Below are 15,623 nucleotides of genomic sequence, written 5' to 3' on the forward strand. Positions count from 1 at the left end.
CTACCAGAATGTACCTGCGGCCTTCGCGTCGCTCGCACAGCGCACTGCCCGCCTTTGCCGGAAGGACCCCAGTGAAAACTCGATCCCGTCTCGCGGGTACCACGCTGCGCGTGCTCGCCGTCGCCACCGCACTCGCCTCAACCTTCGCGCTGAGCGCATGCGGCAACTCCGATCCGCTTGCGGCGAAGGGCGGTTGCACGTCCGACTCGCTGATCGTCGGCTCGGCCAACTTCCCCGAATCCGAGACCGTCGCCAACATTTACACCGAAGCGTTGCGCATCAACGGCTTCAAAGTCGACACCAAGTTCAATATCGGCAGTCGCGAGGCCTACATCCCCGCGCTGCACCAATGCGCGATCTCGCTGATCCCCGAATACACCGGCAACCTCCTGCAATACCTCGACCGCGACGCGACAGCCACGGCAGCGCCTGAGGTCACCGCCGCGCTGATCAAGGCCCTGCCAAGCGACCTCGCCATCGCGACCCCCGCGCCAGGCGAAGACTCCGACGCCGTCGTCGTGACCCGCGCGACCGCGACCAAGTGGAACCTGTCGACCATCGGCGACCTCGCCGCCCACTCGTCGGAGGTCCGCTTCGGCGCGCCCGCCGAGTTCGCGGAACGTCCGGGTGGCCTGCCCGGCTTGAAGAAGATCTACGGCCTCGACATCAGCCCGGGCAACTTCGTCCCGATCGCCGACGGCGGCGGCCCGGCGACCGTCCGCGCGCTCGTCGACGGCCAGGTCACCGCGGCCGACATCTTCACGACATCGCCCGCGATCGCGCAAAATGACTTCGTCGTCCTCGCCGACCCGAAGCACAACTTCGCCGCCCAAAACGTTGTCCCGCTGTTCAACGCGGCGAAGAAGACCGACAAAGCTGTCGCGGTTCTCGACGCGGTGTCGGCGAAACTGACAACGGCCGAACTAATCTCGCTCAACACCGCGGTTTCCGGGCAGTCCAAGATCGAACCAAAGGCAGCGGCGCTCGCCTGGATTACCGCGCAAGGGCTCAACTCCCCCATCGGATAGGAGACCGGTGTCCGACATCGAATTTCGCGGTATCACCAAGACCTATCCCGACGGCACAACCGCCGTCGACGACCTCAATCTCAAGATTGATTCGGGCTCGTTCACCGTGTTCGTCGGGCCGTCGGGCTGTGGCAAGACAACGTCGATGCGGATGATCAACCGAATGGTCGACCCGACCAAAGGCAAGATCACCATCGACGGCCGCGACATCGCCGACATCGACCCGGTGAAGTTGCGGCTCGGGATCGGGTACGTGATCCAAAGCGGCGGGCTGTTGCCCAACCGCAAGGTCATCGACAATGTCGCGACGGTGCCGATGCTGCTTGGCAAGTCGCGCAGCCAGGCTCGCGCGGAAGCGCTCGACGTGCTCGATCGGGTTGGTCTCGATCGCAGTCTCGCCGGGCGCTACCCAGCGCAACTGTCTGGCGGTCAGCAGCAGCGCGTTGGCGTCGCGCGTGCGCTGGCCGCCGACCCGCCTGTGCTGTTGATGGACGAACCGTTTAGCGCCGTCGACCCGGTTGTGCGCGCTGAGCTGCAAGCCGAGATGCGCCGACTGCAGGGCGAATTGGCGAAAACCATCGTGTTCGTGACGCACGACATCGACGAGGCCGTCACGCTTGGTGACAAGATCGCGGTGTTCGGCCGTGGCGGGGTGTTGCAGCAGTACGACACCCCCGAACGGGTGCTCACGCAACCGGCAACCGACTTCGTCGCCGAGTTCGTTGGGCACGATCGCGGCTATCGCGCGTTGTCGTTCCGAACAGCGAATGATGTTGCGCTGCACCAGCTCTCCACCGTGAAAGAGGACGGGGTAGCGCAACTACGGCTGCGGCGCGGCGAGTGGGCGCTGCTGGTCGACGATGCTGGCCGACCTGGCGGCTGGGTCGACGTCACCAGCGTCGACGCCGTGCGCGCGGGCAAACCCCTGCGCGACCACCTACGCGCCGGCGGTTCGCTGTACGCGCCGGGCGGCGACCTCCGCCAGGCGCTCGACGCCGCGATCTCGTCGCCGTCGGGAATTGGGGTGGCCGTTGATGATTCGGGTGTCGCGCGCGGCGGCATCCTCGCAACCGACGTCCTCGCCCAACTCAGCGCGCAACGCGAACACGAAGACGCGGTGCGCAACCGGGAATTCGTCGAGCAGGGCGCGCTGTGAAGTACCTGATCGACAACTTCGCCGACATCATGGCGATCACCCGCACCCACTTGATTCTCGCGCTGGTGCCGCTGCTGCTGGGGTTGGCGATCGCGGTGCCGCTCGGCTCGGTGGTTCGCGGGAACGGGTGGGCTCGGAAGATCACAACGACGGTGTCGAGTTTGGCCTATACCATTCCCTCGATCGCGCTGTTCGTGATCATCCCGCCGCTCGTTGGCATTTCCGCGATCGACCCGCTGAACGTGATCATCGCGCTCACCGTGTACTCAACCGCGCTGCTGCTGATCGCGGTGCCCGCCGCGCTGGACACGGTGTCGCCATCGGTACTCGATTCCGCCGACGCCGTTGGCTTCGGCCGGTTCCGGCGCACGCTCACCGTTGATCTGCCACTTGCCATTCCGGTGTTCTTCTCGACCCTGCGCGTCGTGGTCGTCACCAATATCGCGATGGTGTCGGTTGGCGCGCTGATTGGCGTTGGCGGCCTTGGCAAGCTGTTCACCCAGGGCTACCAGCGCGACTATCCCGATGAAATCGTCGCTGGCATCATCGTGATCCTCGCGCTCGCGTTGATCTTCGACCGGATCGTGTTCTACCTCGGCAAATTCCTCACACCGTGGACGAGGGTGCGCGCATGAACCTGTTTCTCGACGCATGGTCCTACCTCACGACGGCAGCGAATTGGGGTGGCCCGACCGGCATCGAACACCGGCTCGCGCAACACCTTTGGTACAGCTTCTTGGCGGTCGCGCTGTCGGCGGTGATCGCGGTGCCGATTGGGATGGTCGTCGGTCATACTCGCCGGGGCAGCGCCTACGTTGTCGGTTTCGCGAACGCGATGCGGGCGCTACCGACGCTTGGTCTGCTCACGTTCCTCGTCCTCGGCATGGGGCTCGGGCTGATTCCGCCGCTGATCGCACTGGTGACCGTCGGGGTTCCGCCCCTACTAGCGGGCACGTACGCGGGCATCGCGAACGTGCCCGACGACGTTGTCGACGCGTCGCGAGCAGTCGGCATGACCCACGCGCAGGTGCTTTTTCGCGTTGAACTACCGAACGCATTGCCGGTGATCCTCGGCGGATTGCGTTCGGCGACACTGCAAGTGGTGGCAACGGCGACCATCGCGGCGTATGTGAACCTGGGCGGACTCGGTCGCTACATCTTCGACGGCATCGGGCTGTACCGCTACGACCTGGTGCTTGTTGGCGCGCTGCTCGTCGCCGCGCTCGCGCTTGTCCTCGACGGGCTGCTCGCGTTCGCGATCTGGCTCAGCATCCCCGGCACCGGTCGGGTCGCCCGACGCGAGCTATTCGTCGCCGAGCAGGGCCCGAAGCTCGGGATCGTCGGCCAGGACTGAGTTCAGTCGCGCCCGTTCAGCGGCTCGCGCGGCACGGACGGCGACCCACGCTTGGACCGCTTCCACGATGGCGGTGTTGACCTCGGTCCCGTCGCTTGAGCACACCTCAACCAGGTGTTCGTGCAGGTCATCGGGCAGTCGCAGATTCAATTCACGCATAGCCGCACCCTAGTGACACGCGAAAGGCCGCGACCCAAACGGTCGCGGCCTTTGCTCGAATTACCTTGTTACGCAACACCTTCGGCACGCGCGGCCGCTGCGACGGCATCGGCAACAGCCGGGGCGACGCGCGGGTCGAGCGGGCTCGGGATGATCTTGTCGACGGCAAGCTCGTCGGCGACAACGCCAAAGATGGCGTTCGCGGCGGCGACCTTCATGCCTTCGGTGATGCGCCGCGCGCCCGCATCAAGCGCACCCTTGAACACGCCGGGGAAGGCGAGCACGTTGTTGATCTGGTTCGGGAAGTCCGAACGGCCCGTCGCCACGATCGCGACGTACTTGGCAGCGACGTCGGGGTGGATCTCCGGGTCCGGGTTGCTCATCGCGAACACGATCGCCTCGGGAGCCATCGACGCGATGAGCTCCTCGGGGATGGTGCCAGCCGACAGGCCGAGGAACACGTCGGCACCAGCGAGCGCGTCGGCGGCCGAACCGGTGATGCCACGCGGGTTCGAGCGAGCGGCGAGGTCGGCCTTGATGTCGTTGAGGCCGTCGCGACCGGTCGAGACGATGCCCTTCGAGTCGAGCACCACAACGTCGGGGATGCCAGCGGCAAGCAGGATGTTGGCGCACGCGACACCGGCAGCACCGGCACCCGAAACAACAACCTTCAGGCCGCTCATGTCGCGACCCTGCACTGCGGCAGCGCCCTTGAGCGCGGCGAGCACGACGATCGCGGTGCCGTGCTGGTCGTCGTGCATGACCGGGCAGTCGAGCGCCTCGATGACGCGACGCTCAATCTCGAAGCAACGCGGTGCCGAGATGTCTTCCAGGTTCACCGCGCCGAACGACGGACGCAGGTGAATCAGCGTCTGCACGATCTCGTCGGGATCGGTGGTGTCAAGCACAAGCGGGATGGAGTTCAGGCCAGCGAACTTCTTAAACAGCGCGGCCTTGCCCTCCATCACGGGCAGCGAGGCGCGCGGGCCGATGTCGCCCAGACCGAGCACAGCGGTGCCGTCGGAAACAACGACGACGAGGCGGTCGGTCCAGGTGTAGGTCTTGGTAAGCGCGGCATCCTCAGCGATCGCGCGGCTAACCTGGGCGACACCGGGGGTGTAAGCGATCGACAGATCGCGCTGCGTTTCAAGGGGCGCACTGAGCTCGACCGAAAGCTTTCCACCAAGGTGACCTGCGAAGATCTCGTCGTTGGTGATGGCGGCGAGGCTCGCCGCATCGTCAGACTGCGGGGGCGTCGCGGTGGCATTCGGTGCGTCAGTCACAGGGGACACGATTCCACTCCTGCTCGGGTTGGGCTCAACCGGGGGACAGTTACCGCCGGGTACTTCAAAGACTGCGGGGTTGGGACGGACGGGTACGTCCAGTCGAACTATCGGGCCGACTTTCGGATACGACGGTGCGTCGTGAGGCGGAAAGCGACCTGGGTCCCGAACCCGGCGGTGGCGAGGGAAGGGAATCTCGAAGCATTCTGCCAGCCCGGTCGGGCGGTTGCCAAACCGATAGGCGGGCGAGCCCGATAGTGCGTCATCGACTAAGCGTAAAGCGACCCAATTGCCGTGGAGTTAGCGAAAACTCGCAGGTCACCTAGAACATCCGGTGAACAATCACACCGCGGTCGTCCTCGGCACGGTGAGGTCGTTGCCGTGCGTCACGCGACGCACCCACACCTCGTCGAGCCCACCACAGCGCAGCCGCACACGCCAGTCCGCGCTGGCGTCGGGGTGGTCGCTTCGCCGGTGAATCCCGCGTGTCTCGGCGCGCGTCAACGCGCTGTAGCCAGCCCAGCGCGCGACAGCCAACAGCGCGGCGGCCTGTCGGGCGCGCACACGTTCGGCACCCGAACCGCCAAGTTCGAACTGCGCGCCCGGCCACATGCTGTCGAGTTCGGCGATGCTATCGGCGAGCGAACCGGCGCTGCGCCGATAACTGCGGCGCAGCGGCAGCGTGTGTTCTTGGACTAGGCCGACGATGCCGCGCGGGTCGATGTGGGAACGCGTGCCGAGGCCAGCGCCGGGAACTGGTCGCGCGAACGTGCCGCGTTCGTTCACCGTCGCGAATCGGGCTGCCGCCGCACCCGCCCACGACCCCGACGCGACTGCCCACGCGCCGTTCCAGCCGCCCGAGCCGTTGGCCGCACCCAAGACCATGTCGCGCCCGGTTGCCCCGCCCGCGGCGAAAAGCCCCCGCACGGTGGTCGCGCAGTCGCGGCCGGTGAGAGCCAACCCCGCTCCCCCGCGAATCGTTCCTTCCAAGACGGCACGTACCGCGACGCGGCCGTCTGGCCCGAGCGCGCCGTGTCGACCGAGCCAGTGCCGCACGGTTTCCGGCGTTTCGTTCAGCACCGCGTACACGCGATGTCCGTCGGCGATCGCGCCGAGCGCAGCCGCTGGATAGTGGCCTGGCAACGCGGTGCCCGCCTCGTCATAGAGCGTGCCGAACCGCACGCCGAGTCCAACCGCGATCGCCGACGGCGGCGCGACCCGAGCCAGCACCGGCGCGAGCCCGTAGGCGCTGGAAAACTCCATGCCAGCCAGCTCAGCGCCCGCTTCGGCCGCCATCAGCAAGCCTTCGCCGGTATTCACTTCCGTGCCCGCGCTGCCCGACAGAAACGCGCAACCACCGGTGGCGATCACGACCGCGCCCGCGCGAATGGCCCACGGTCGAAACTTGTTGTGCCGCTGCACCCCAACCGCGCCAACGACAGTGCCGCGCCCATCGACAAGCAGTTGCAGCGCGGGATGGTGATCGAGAATCCGCACGCCCGCTTCCAACGCACCGCGCCGCAACCTACGCACATAACTCGCGCCGTCGAGTCGCAATACCGTTGGATCGCCGGTCGGCAGTCGATGTCGCGTGCCAGGCCACGTCGCGAGGCGACGATGCGTTTCGGCGAGCACGTTGCTCAACCACTCGACGTCGCCCAGTCCGCCGCCCTGAGCGAAAGCCCGCTCGATCGCGAGTTCGCGCTCAGGACCGGGCGCGATGTCGCACAGCGTTGTCTGCCCGTAGACGGTCGGTCCACTCGATCCCGCCCGCGCTTTGTCGACGATCACCACGCGCGCGCCCGCCGCGGCGGCGGAGACGGCAGTCCACAGTCCGGCGGGTCCCCCACCCAGAATCAGAACGTCTGTTTCCATGCCGGTCATAACCAAAAATGTTCGGCGACATTTCACCGGACCGCAACCATTACACGGTCTCAACTCCACCACTGTGTCCACAGCAGTAGCCCAGCTACGCCGCAGACAACCGTCGCCCAGCCAACAACCGCGCCCCCACGCGCCCGATCGGCGGCCAGTTGGGCGACCACAACAACGATCGCGGCACCAACGTGCCAGGTCAGCGACGTTGTTCCCGGTCCGGGAAAGCCGCGATCGGTGCCGAGCATGCTCGCGCCGATGACCACGCACATCAGCACGATCACGCCACCGGCGAGCACCCCGCTAAAGCCGCGAATAACGCCGGTCACGACGCGATCACCGGCACGCCGCTTGCCTTGTCGAGCAGGGCTTCGAACTGGTCAGGCGCGGTTTCGCACGCGCCGAGCGCGATGGTCTTGTTCGTACCGTGATAATCCGACGAACCGGTTCGCAACAATCCGAGTTCGGTCGCGAGACCGAGCAAGGCGGCGCGGTCGGGGTCGCTGTGGTCGGGATGATCGATTTCCAAGCCGGAAAGACCGAGGTCAGCGAGTCGAACGATCTCGGATTCGGCGAGCAGGCGACCGCGTTTGCGTGCTTTCATATGGGCGACAACGCTCACCCCGCCTGCTTCGGCGATCAGACGTACGGCCGTCGCGAGCGGGGTGTCGACCTTCTCGGCGTAGTACGGACCGTGCGGCGCGAGCAGGTCTTGAAAGGCCGCGTCGACGCTCTCGACAACGCCAGCCGCGACGAGCGCGCGCGCGAGATGCGGTCGACCTGCCGACGCGCCCGTGCCAGCGAGTACCGCGTCGGGGTCGATCGGCAGCCCATCGGCGACCATCTTGTCGGCCATCGCCCGCACCCGCGCGACGCGCTCGCCCCGAAGGCGTTCACGTTCTTGCGCGAACCCAGCGTGCGAAGGATCAAAGAGGTAGGCGAGGAGGTGGACCGGCACCGGATAGCCGTCTTCACCAAGTCCGGTGCACGACATTTCCATGCCACGGACCAGCGTGAGCCCGGCAGGTCGGGCGGCTTCGGCTTCGGCCCAGCCGCTCGTTGTGTCGTGATCGGTGATCGCGACGACGTCAAGACCGGCCGCAGCGGCATTGCGGACCAGCTCAGCAGGGGAATCGGTGCCGTCGGACGCGGTGGAATGGGTATGCAGATCAATGCGCACCCCACCAGTCTTACAGCGTCGACGGTGCAGGCGACCCTTTAGCATCGAGGAATGCCGTCCCTTCCGCCCATGCCGTCATTCCGAGGACGCGCCACCGTGCCGACGCCGCCGAAAATTCCGGTGCCAACCGCGCGGGCCATCGTCGACTGTGGCGTCTACATCGACGGCAAGCGAGTGCCTGGCCGATTCGCCCCCGCCAAAGCGCTAGCCGAGGCGAGCAAGGCCGACACCGGCTACGTCTGGGTTGGGCTGCATGACCCCGACAAGGCCCAGATGGCGGAAATCGCCGAGATTTTCGGGCTGCATCCCTTGGCCGTCGAAGACGCCGTCCACGGCAAACAGCGTCCCAAGCTCGAGGTTTATGACCAGACGCTGTTCTTCGTGATGCGCACGGTCAGTTACGTCGCGCACGAGATCGACACCGTCAGCGAAATCGTGCTCACCGGCGACATCATGGTTTTCGTTGGCCCACACTTCGCGATCACCGTGCGTCACGGCGACCACACCGGCCTCGCCGCCGTGCGCCACGAACTGGAAAACGAACCCGAACGCCTGCGTCTTGGCCCGTGCGCGGTGCTGCACGCGGTGGCCGACCACGTTGTTGACTCCTACGTCGAGGTTGCCGAAGCCGTCGACCAGGACGTCGACGAGATGGAAGAGGAAGTTTTTTCCACCCGCTCGCGAGTGGGCATCGAGGTGATCTACCAGCTCAAACGGGAAGTCGTCGAACTGCGCCAAGCCGTCGCCCCGCTGACCGTTCCGCTCGCGATGCTGCTCAATTCGACCAATTTCACGCTGCCGAAGGAAGTGAAGCGCTACCTGCGCGACGTCGCCGACCACCACACGCAAGTCACCGAACACATCAACGTTTTCGACGAATCACTGAGCGAACTCGTGAGCGCCGCACTGGCGAAGATCAGCGTGCAACAGAACACCGACATGCGAAAAATCTCGGCGTACGTCGCGATGGCGGCCGTGCCAACGATGATCGCTGGTATTTACGGCATGAACTTCGAGCACATGCCCGAACTGCGCAGCGAATACGGCTACCCGATTGTGCTTTTCGTGATGGTCGCCGCGTGCACCGCGCTGTTCATCAGCTTCCGACGCAATAACTGGCTTTAGAGGTTCACCGCGCGACGGCCCGGATCGGTGACGTCGATGCCCGCTTCGGTCCACGCGTCGCGCAACGCCTGGGCACCGCGCACCCGCACCCACGCCGCCTCGGTCGCGGTGATCGGCGTGACACTGAAGTACGCGACCGGCTCAGCTGGTTCAGGCAACGGGGTAGCAGGCACCTCGCCCTCGCCAAGCAAAACGGCGGTGAAATGCGAACCCTGCCACAGCGGTTCGCTCAAATCGATGAGCGAATCCGGTTGCAGCACAAGACCTTCCACCGACGGTGACGCGACAAGCACGCCGAGCGTGCGCACCAGCCCCGACTGCGGTCCAGCGCCAAGACGCAAGGTGAGCACCAGTTCGGCGCGCGGGCCGCGCACCGGGTCGGCGAGCAGGTCGCCCGGGTCGCCCATCGGATGACGTGACCCGCCGAGCGTCGCGTAATGCACCGCGCCGTCGCCGGGGATGCGCAGGATTTCGATGGGTTCGAGCCCGAGGAAGGTGACCGACGCCGAGTCGACCGCGTCCGGGGTGACCCCGAAGTGGTCGAGCACCGTCGACTTCACCGCCGAAAGCACGTCCATGCCGGTCAGATCGCCAACCGCGCGAGCATGTCACGTGCGCGCTCAGCGGTTTTCGGATCGCACAGCACGTCGTAACGGCCAGCAACGAGCTGCATCGTTGACGCGAAATCGCGCTGGCCCTTGGTTGCCGCGTACGGAATCGACGTGGTGATAACGCCGAAAACGATGCCGCCAAGCAGGCCGACAAGCAGCGGCCCAAGCGCGCCGCCGCTGGTGGCGAACAGGCTCAACAGCAGGCCGAGGAAAAGGCCGAGCCACGCACCAGAAACGATGCCGCCGCCGATGACCTTGCCCCACGTGAGTCGGTAAAGCACGCGTTCAACCTGCATCAGGTCGACGCCAACGATCGTCATGTCTTGCACCGGGAACTCGTTGTCGGCCAGGTAATCGACCGCACGCTGCGCTTCGGCATAGGTTGGATACGAGCCGACGGGCCAGCCCGAAGGTGGCGTCGGCAGGGGTTGCCTTCCGCGATTGGCGTTCCCGAGGGGATTCGTCATAGTCCTATTCTGCCGTTTGTCGTGCGTGTTAGCCCGGCAGCGCGACCCTTGTCCGCGATGACCTGGGCCATCTTGGCGCTTGCCTCGTCAATCATCTCATCGCCAAGCATCACCGCGCCACGCGCGCCACCGGCCGTCGACGTGTGAAACGCGTACGCGGCCAAGATGTCTTCGGCCTTGTCGTAGTCGGCTTGGCGTGGGGAGAAGATCTCGTTGGCCGCGTCGATTTGGGCTGGGTGCAGCACCCATTTGCCGTCGAAACCGAGTGCGGCGGTGCGTGCGGCGGCGCGACGGAACCCGTCGACGTCACGGACGGCGAGGTACGGCCCGTCAATGGCTTGGAGGCCATGCGCGCGTGCGGTGAGCAGGATCGTCATCAGAATGTGGTGGTAGGCGTCGCCGACGTCGTAGCCCTCGGGCTGTTCGCCGACGGTCAGCGTGCGCATGTTGATGCTCGCCATGAAATCGGCAGGGCCGAAAACCAGCGTTTGCACGCGTGGGCTCGCGGTGGCGATCTCGTCGATATTGCGCAGGCCAAGGGCGTTTTCGATCTGCGGCTCAATGCCGATACGACCAACTTCGAGCCCAGCCGACTTCTCCAACTGGGTAAGCAGCAGGTCGAGCGCGCGCACCTGACCAGCGTCGGTGACTTTGGGCAGGAGAATCGCGTCGATGACCGAACCCGCGCCGTCGACGACGCTGATCACGTCGGCGTAGGTCCACTCGGTTGTCCAGTCGTTGACGCGGACGACGCGCAACTGCTCGCCCCAGCCCGGTTCATTGAGCGCGGCGACGATATTGGCGCGCGCACCCGCTTTCGCATCGGGCGCGACGGCGTCTTCCAAGTCGAGGAAAACCGCGTCGACGGGCAGGCCCTTAGCCTTGGCGATCATCTTCTGGCTACTGCCCGGCACGGCGAGTACCGAACGGCGAGGCTTCATCACCAAATCCTGTCGTGTTGGTTCGATCGAGGAAACCAAACCGCCTAGCCTGGTGCGCATGGCAACCGCGAGGGTTTACGTAGCCAGACTGGCCGGGCTGACGGTGCTCGGTCCTGACGGCGAGTCTATCGGTCGCGTCCGCGATGTCGTGGTAGCGGTGCGCGGCGACCATCAGCAGCCACGGATCCACGGGCTTGTCGTCGAATTGCCAACGCGCCGAAGGATTTTCGTGCCGATGGGCCGCGTGACGGCGATCGAACCGGGCATGGTCACGCTCAATACCGGCACGGTGAGTTTGCGCCGATTCGCCCAGCGCCCAGGCGAATTGCTGGCGCTGGCGCAGATTGTCGACTCTCGCGTGCGCGTCAACGATCCCGATTTACCCGACTTGCGCGATGTCGACGTGTACGTCGCCGACCTTGGGATTGAACAGAATCGCACCCGCGACTGGGTTGTTGGCCGGGTCGCGGTGCGCGGACACCGCCGCATCGCCCGCAGGCGCGCCGTGCATGTCGTCGACTGGTCGGACGTGCGTGGGCTCACGCCCCAAGATGTGGATCAGCCGGGCCAGGACGTCACGTCGCTGCTTGGCCAGTTCGAAGGGTTGCGCCCTGCCGACGTCGCGCATCGGCTGCGCGAACTGCCCGAGAAACGCAGGCTGGAAGTGGCCATCGCCCTCGATGACGAGCGTCTCGCCGACGTCGTCCAAGAGCTGCCCGACGACGACCAGGTCGACCTGTTGGGTCACTTGGAAGTGCATCGCGCCGCCGACGTGCTTGAGGCGATGGACCCCGACGACGCCGCCGACCTGCTCGGCGAACTGCCCGAGAGCGAAGCCGAATCGCTGCTCGCGCTGATGGACCCGCAGGAATCCGAACCGGTCCGTCGACTGCTCGCCCACTCCCCCGACACCGCTGGCGGCCTGATGACCCCCGAACCGGTGATCTTGAGCCCGTCAACGACGGTCGCCGAAGCGCTCGCGCGCATTCGCGACCCAGACCTCACGCCCGCGCTCGCGTCGATGGTTTTCGTCGTTCGACCGCCAACAGCGACGCCGACCGGCCGCTACCTCGGCTGCGTACACATCCAGCAGCTACTGCGGGAACCGCCAGCGCATCTGGTTGGCGGACTTGTCGATAGCGACCTCGCGCCGCTGTCGCCGGAGATGTCGCTTGGCCAGGTGACGCGCTATTTCGCCACCTACAACCTGGTCTGTGGCCCGGTTGTCGACGCCGAAAATCACCTCATCGGCGCGGTGACCGTCGACGATGTGCTCGACCATCTCCTGCCCGAAGATTGGCGCGAGGAAGAACAGCCCGCGTTGGAGCGCAGCGTTGAGCCGGTGCAGCGATGACAGACAAAAGTTCTGCGCGGCAACGGCTTGAGACGCCGGTCGGCAGCCGATTTAGCTTCGACTGGGACTCCGAAGGATTCGCCCGCGCGTCCGAGCGGGTGGCGCGGTTCCTCGGCACCGGACGCTATCTGGCGATCCAGACCGTGATCGTCGTTGTCTGGATTTTCATCAACGTTTTCGCGGTGCGATTGCAGTGGGACCCTTACCCGTTCATCCTGCTCAACCTGGCATTTTCCACCCAGGCCGCCTACGCGGCGCCGCTGATCCTGCTCGCGCAAAACCGCCAGGACAACCGCGACAAGGTCTCGCTCGAAGAAGACCGCACTCGCGCCGCGCAAACCAAGGCCGACACCGAGTTCCTCGCACGCGAACTCGCGTCGCTGCGACTGGCCGTTGGCGATGTCGCGACCCGCGATTATCTGCGTCGCGAACTCGAAGACATCAAGGACATTTTGAACCGGCTCGACCCTGGCGAAACCGACGACGCCACGCCGAAGCAGCCGAAGAAGCGAAAGTCCGCGCACAAGAAAACCTCCGGTCAAACGGGGTCAAGCGACTCGGTTTCGCCTGGGGCGGCAGATGAGTGACCGGAAATGCTCAACAAACTCCTGACCGGTAGGTAACCTAGATCACGTTGTTCCGGGCGGGCCGGAGGGGGAAATCTGACGGTGCCGCCGCTTCGATGTGTGAGGGTTGGTGTGGCCGGTATGCGAATGTCAGCGCCGATAACGATGTCCGCCCTAGTCGTCGCCGGATTGGTGGCTTCGGGGTCAGCAGTCCAAACCAACACTCGCAACGAGGCGCCCGCCGCGCCCGAACTCCTCGCTGCGGCAACGGCTCCCGTTGTTGAGCCGGGCGAAACCGATCCCGCCGACATCGTCGGGCTGCTTCCGGTTTCGCAAGAATCGCCGCGCAAGTTGCGCGCGGTGAACCCCGGGTCGCGCACGCCGAGTTCGGGAATACCTGTGCCGCAAAGCATTTCGCTACCCGCAGGCAGTGGCGCACTGGGGATTCCGGAGATCGTGCTTGCCGCCTACCGCAACGCTGAACTCGCGATGGAGTCCGCCGAACCCGGCTGTGGCATCACCTGGAACCTGCTCGCTGGCATTGGGCGCATTGAATCCGGGCACGCGAGCAACGGGTCGACCGACTCCGCCGGCACATCGACCACCCCGATTTTCGGTCCCGCCCTCGACGGCACACTGCCGGGCAACGAGGTCATCAAGGAAGCCGACGGTGGCTTCGTGCGCGCGGTCGGGCCGATGCAGTTCCTGCCGAGTACCTGGGTGCATTACGCCGCCGACGGCAACGGCGACGGACACGCCGACCCACACAACGTCTTCGACGCGTCGCTTGCCGCCGCCAAGTACCTGTGCTCGGGCGGCATGAACCTGCGCGACAGCGCTCAGGAGCTACGCGCGATCCTGCGCTACAACAACTCGATGTCGTATGCGGCCAACGTGCTGAGCTGGTCGGTTGCCTATCGCACGGGCGGCGCGCCTTCCTCGGTGCCGATCTCGCCAGGGTTGGTCACGCCTGGCAGCGCGCCGACGGTGTCACCGAATATCCTTGCCGCCCAGGGCAATTCGCCTGCGACGACGGTCCCGACCACCACCGTGCCCGCCGCGCCAAAGACCACAACGCCGACGCCGGTCATGATCAACCTGCCCGGGCTGCCGCCCATCCCCTGCGGCATCTTCTGCCCCGCGCCCGCCCCGACGCCGCCGACCACCTGTGTCGCCGATCCGGTGCCCGCGTCGATGCCCGATCCGCTCGCGCCAACCAGGCCAGCGCCCAAGCCGCTCGCGCAGACTTACGGCGCTGTCGCACCGAAGGATCCGGCCGCAACCGACCCCGCACAGGTAGTCGACCCCGCGCAGGCAGCTAACCCCGTGCAGCCCGTTGATCCCGCCGCGAAGCCCGCGTGCGTCGACGCGCCCGCGCCTGCCAACACGCCAGCCGCGGAGACGCCCCAACCGACAAAAACGCCGGAGCCGAGCGTCACGCCAACCGAGGAACCTGCCCCGGTCGAAGAGGCTCCCGCGCCCACGCCGACCCCGCAGCCCGGCATCACCTTGCCGTTCAACATCGTGATTCCGCTGCCGCCCGTCCCTGCCCCGCTGTAGAAAAACAAACCGGAATTCAGATCACAACGGGGTAACAAAAAGGTCTCGGGTGCGGTAATCTCTTCTCATCCAACACGGTTGAGGAGGGCACCACACAGTGGGTCGTCATCGGAAACAGCAGGCACCGGCGGTTCGCCGCAGCTCGCTCATCGCACTTACCGGATTGGTCCCCGCCGGGCTTGTCGCGGTCACCGCAGCTACCGACGTGGGTACCGCTACCAGCACGGCTGCCGTCGAGCACGACATCGTGCCGGGCACCCAGGATGTCGCTGGCGCGCCGCAGGCGGCAGCGCCCATCGCCGACGAAATCCACCTTGAGGCAAAGCAATCCGCCTCGGCAGCACCGGTGGTCAAGACCGTCGCCCAGCGCGACGATCGCGCGGCGTCCGACCTACCAGCGGGCTCGCTCGGCATCCCCGGCATCGCGGTCGCGGCGTACCAAAACGCCGAACAGCAACTGGCAGTACAGAATCCGGATTGCCACATGCCGTGGACCATGCTCGCTGGCATCGGCCGCGTCGAGTCAACCCACGCATACGGCAAAGCCGACGCCGACGGCAACCCCATCAAGGCTGTGTACGGCCCTGTCCTCGACGGCAGCCTGTATGGCAATAACGTCATCCACGACAGCGATGGCGGCGAACTCGACGGGCTCGCTGGCTACGACCGCGCCATCGGGCCGATGCAGTTCCTGCCCGAGACGTGGCACCGCTACGCCGCCGACGGCAATGGCGATGGCATCGCCGACCCGCAGAACCTCTTCGACGCGGCGCTTACCGCGGGCCGCTACCTGTGCGACGGCGGCCTCGACATGCGCGACTACGCGCAACAGTCCAAGGCGATCCTGCGCTACAACAACTCGATGGCCTATGTCGCCAACGTCATGGCGTGGGCCGGGTCCTACTCAAGCGGCCTCACACCCAAGCCCCAGGACCTGCCGCGAATTTAGCGCAGCATAATATCG

17 protein-coding genes are annotated in these 15,623 nt (G+C 65.9%); 9 read left to right on the forward strand and 8 right to left on the reverse strand.

Translation table 11 applies throughout. The features are described from left to right. The first annotated feature begins 71 nt into the window (after nucleotides 1–71). The 4 genes from IEX78_RS09115 to IEX78_RS09130 are packed head-to-tail and all read left to right on the forward strand — an operon-like array spanning nucleotide 72 to nucleotide 3,538. Nucleotides 72–1,028 carry an ABC transporter substrate-binding protein gene (locus IEX78_RS09115; RefSeq protein ID WP_229683832.1) on the forward strand — a complete coding sequence of 319 codons (957 nt, stop codon included), beginning with the start codon at nucleotides 72–74 and terminating at the stop codon, nucleotides 1,026–1,028. Between the two features lie 7 nt (nucleotides 1,029–1,035). Further along, a complete protein-coding gene (locus IEX78_RS09120) occupies nucleotides 1,036–2,184 on the forward strand; it encodes an ABC transporter ATP-binding protein (RefSeq protein ID WP_188828482.1) in 1,149 nt (382 codons plus the stop codon). Then, nucleotides 2,181–2,819 carry an ABC transporter permease gene (locus tag IEX78_RS09125; RefSeq protein WP_188828483.1) on the forward strand — a complete coding sequence of 213 codons (639 nt, stop codon included), beginning with the start codon at nucleotides 2,181–2,183 and terminating at the stop codon, nucleotides 2,817–2,819. Before IEX78_RS09120 ends, IEX78_RS09125 begins: the two co-directional genes overlap by 4 nt. Beyond that, a complete protein-coding gene (locus IEX78_RS09130; protein ID WP_188828484.1) occupies nucleotides 2,816–3,538 on the forward strand; it encodes an ABC transporter permease in 723 nt (240 codons plus the stop codon). The genes IEX78_RS09125 and IEX78_RS09130 overlap by 4 nt, the downstream gene beginning before the upstream one ends. Here the strand turns inward: IEX78_RS09130 and IEX78_RS09135 are convergent. The 5 genes from IEX78_RS09135 to IEX78_RS09155 all read right to left on the reverse strand — a co-directional run bounded on the left by IEX78_RS09135 (nucleotide 3,488) and on the right by IEX78_RS09155 (nucleotide 8,035). Beyond that, complete coding sequence (locus IEX78_RS09135) at nucleotides 3,488–3,697, reverse strand: CopG family transcriptional regulator (RefSeq protein ID WP_188828485.1); 210 nt, start codon at nucleotides 3,695–3,697, stop codon at nucleotides 3,488–3,490. The two genes, IEX78_RS09130 and IEX78_RS09135, sit on opposite strands and share 51 nt — an antisense overlap. A 68-nt stretch (nucleotides 3,698–3,765) precedes the next feature. Continuing rightward, nucleotides 3,766–4,914 (reverse strand): NAD(P)-dependent malic enzyme, encoded by a 1,149-nt coding sequence (locus IEX78_RS09140; RefSeq protein ID WP_373291592.1) that lies wholly within the window; start codon nucleotides 4,912–4,914, stop codon nucleotides 3,766–3,768. A gap of 408 nt (nucleotides 4,915–5,322) precedes the next feature. Next, complete coding sequence (locus IEX78_RS09145) at nucleotides 5,323–6,855, reverse strand: FAD-binding protein (protein ID WP_308426526.1); 1,533 nt, start codon at nucleotides 6,853–6,855, stop codon at nucleotides 5,323–5,325. Between the two features lie 59 nt (nucleotides 6,856–6,914). After that, nucleotides 6,915–7,184, reverse strand: a complete 270-nt coding sequence (locus tag IEX78_RS09150) for a hypothetical protein (RefSeq protein WP_229683834.1) — start codon at nucleotides 7,182–7,184, stop codon at nucleotides 6,915–6,917. Continuing rightward, the gene (locus IEX78_RS09155; RefSeq protein ID WP_188828487.1) at nucleotides 7,181–8,035 is read right to left on the reverse strand and encodes a PHP domain-containing protein; all 855 of its coding nucleotides are present in this window, start codon (nucleotides 8,033–8,035) and stop codon (nucleotides 7,181–7,183) included. Before IEX78_RS09155 ends, IEX78_RS09150 begins: the two co-directional genes overlap by 4 nt. A gap of 51 nt (nucleotides 8,036–8,086) precedes the next feature. Here IEX78_RS09155 and corA point away from each other — a divergent pair, with 51 nt between their 5' ends. Further along, a complete protein-coding gene (gene corA, locus IEX78_RS09160; RefSeq protein WP_188828488.1) occupies nucleotides 8,087–9,160 on the forward strand; it encodes a magnesium/cobalt transporter CorA in 1,074 nt (357 codons plus the stop codon). Here the strand turns inward: corA and IEX78_RS09165 are convergent. From IEX78_RS09165 to IEX78_RS09175, 3 genes are read right to left on the reverse strand one after another with little or no spacing between them, the layout of a single operon-like run. Continuing rightward, on the reverse strand, nucleotides 9,157–9,738 hold the full coding sequence (locus IEX78_RS09165; RefSeq protein ID WP_188828489.1) for a suppressor of fused domain protein: 582 nt from the start codon (nucleotides 9,736–9,738) through the stop codon (nucleotides 9,157–9,159). The genes corA and IEX78_RS09165 overlap by 4 nt on opposite strands. Before the next feature lie 5 nt (nucleotides 9,739–9,743). Next, complete coding sequence (locus IEX78_RS09170; RefSeq protein WP_188828490.1) at nucleotides 9,744–10,238, reverse strand: YflT domain-containing protein; 495 nt, start codon at nucleotides 10,236–10,238, stop codon at nucleotides 9,744–9,746. Beyond that, nucleotides 10,235–11,179, reverse strand: coding sequence for an HpcH/HpaI aldolase/citrate lyase family protein (locus IEX78_RS09175; protein ID WP_188828491.1), 945 nt, complete (start codon nucleotides 11,177–11,179; stop codon nucleotides 10,235–10,237). The genes IEX78_RS09170 and IEX78_RS09175 overlap by 4 nt, the downstream gene beginning before the upstream one ends. Before the next feature lie 58 nt (nucleotides 11,180–11,237). On the opposite strand from IEX78_RS09175, the gene IEX78_RS09180 reads away from it, so the two are divergent. The 4 genes from IEX78_RS09180 to IEX78_RS09195 all read left to right on the forward strand — a co-directional run bounded on the left by IEX78_RS09180 (nucleotide 11,238) and on the right by IEX78_RS09195 (nucleotide 15,608). Continuing rightward, nucleotides 11,238–12,533, forward strand: coding sequence for a magnesium transporter MgtE N-terminal domain-containing protein (locus IEX78_RS09180; protein WP_188828492.1), 1,296 nt, complete (start codon nucleotides 11,238–11,240; stop codon nucleotides 12,531–12,533). After that, nucleotides 12,530–13,120, forward strand: coding sequence for a DUF1003 domain-containing protein (locus IEX78_RS09185; RefSeq protein WP_188828493.1), 591 nt, complete (start codon nucleotides 12,530–12,532; stop codon nucleotides 13,118–13,120). Before IEX78_RS09180 ends, IEX78_RS09185 begins: the two co-directional genes overlap by 4 nt. A gap of 144 nt (nucleotides 13,121–13,264) precedes the next feature. Beyond that, nucleotides 13,265–14,659: a lytic transglycosylase domain-containing protein gene (locus tag IEX78_RS09190; protein WP_229683835.1), complete on the forward strand. Its 1,395-nt coding sequence runs from the start codon at nucleotides 13,265–13,267 to the stop codon at nucleotides 14,657–14,659. Nucleotides 14,660–14,756: 97 nt separating this feature from the next. Continuing rightward, entirely contained in the window at nucleotides 14,757–15,608 is an 852-nt protein-coding gene (locus IEX78_RS09195) for a lytic transglycosylase domain-containing protein (protein ID WP_188828495.1), read from the forward strand. Nucleotides 15,609–15,623: the final 15 nt, after the last annotated feature.

Origin of the sequence: Nocardia camponoti, assembly GCF_014646135.1 — a bacterium.
Classification (GTDB): domain Bacteria; phylum Actinomycetota; class Actinomycetes; order Mycobacteriales; family Mycobacteriaceae; genus Nocardia; species Nocardia camponoti.

Coding starts and splice junctions, on each gene's coding strand:
- IEX78_RS09130 (WP_188828484.1), top strand. CDS start 2,816: ATGAACCTGTTTCTCGACGCATGGTCCTACCTCACGACGGCAGCGAAT.
- IEX78_RS09135 (WP_188828485.1), bottom strand. CDS start 3,697: ATGCGTGAATTGAATCTGCGACTGCCCGATGACCTGCACGAACACCTG.
- IEX78_RS09145 (WP_308426526.1), bottom strand. CDS start 6,855: ATGGAAACAGACGTTCTGATTCTGGGTGGGGGACCCGCCGGACTGTGG.
- corA (WP_188828488.1), top strand. CDS start 8,087: ATGCCGTCCCTTCCGCCCATGCCGTCATTCCGAGGACGCGCCACCGTG.
- IEX78_RS09165 (WP_188828489.1), bottom strand. CDS start 9,738: ATGGACGTGCTTTCGGCGGTGAAGTCGACGGTGCTCGACCACTTCGGG.
- IEX78_RS09170 (WP_188828490.1), bottom strand. CDS start 10,238: ATGACGAATCCCCTCGGGAACGCCAATCGCGGAAGGCAACCCCTGCCG.
- IEX78_RS09175 (WP_188828491.1), bottom strand. CDS start 11,179: ATGAAGCCTCGCCGTTCGGTACTCGCCGTGCCGGGCAGTAGCCAGAAG.
- IEX78_RS09180 (WP_188828492.1), top strand. CDS start 11,238: ATGGCAACCGCGAGGGTTTACGTAGCCAGACTGGCCGGGCTGACGGTG.
- IEX78_RS09185 (WP_188828493.1), top strand. CDS start 12,530: ATGACAGACAAAAGTTCTGCGCGGCAACGGCTTGAGACGCCGGTCGGC.
- IEX78_RS09190 (WP_229683835.1), top strand. CDS start 13,265: ATGTCCGCCCTAGTCGTCGCCGGATTGGTGGCTTCGGGGTCAGCAGTC.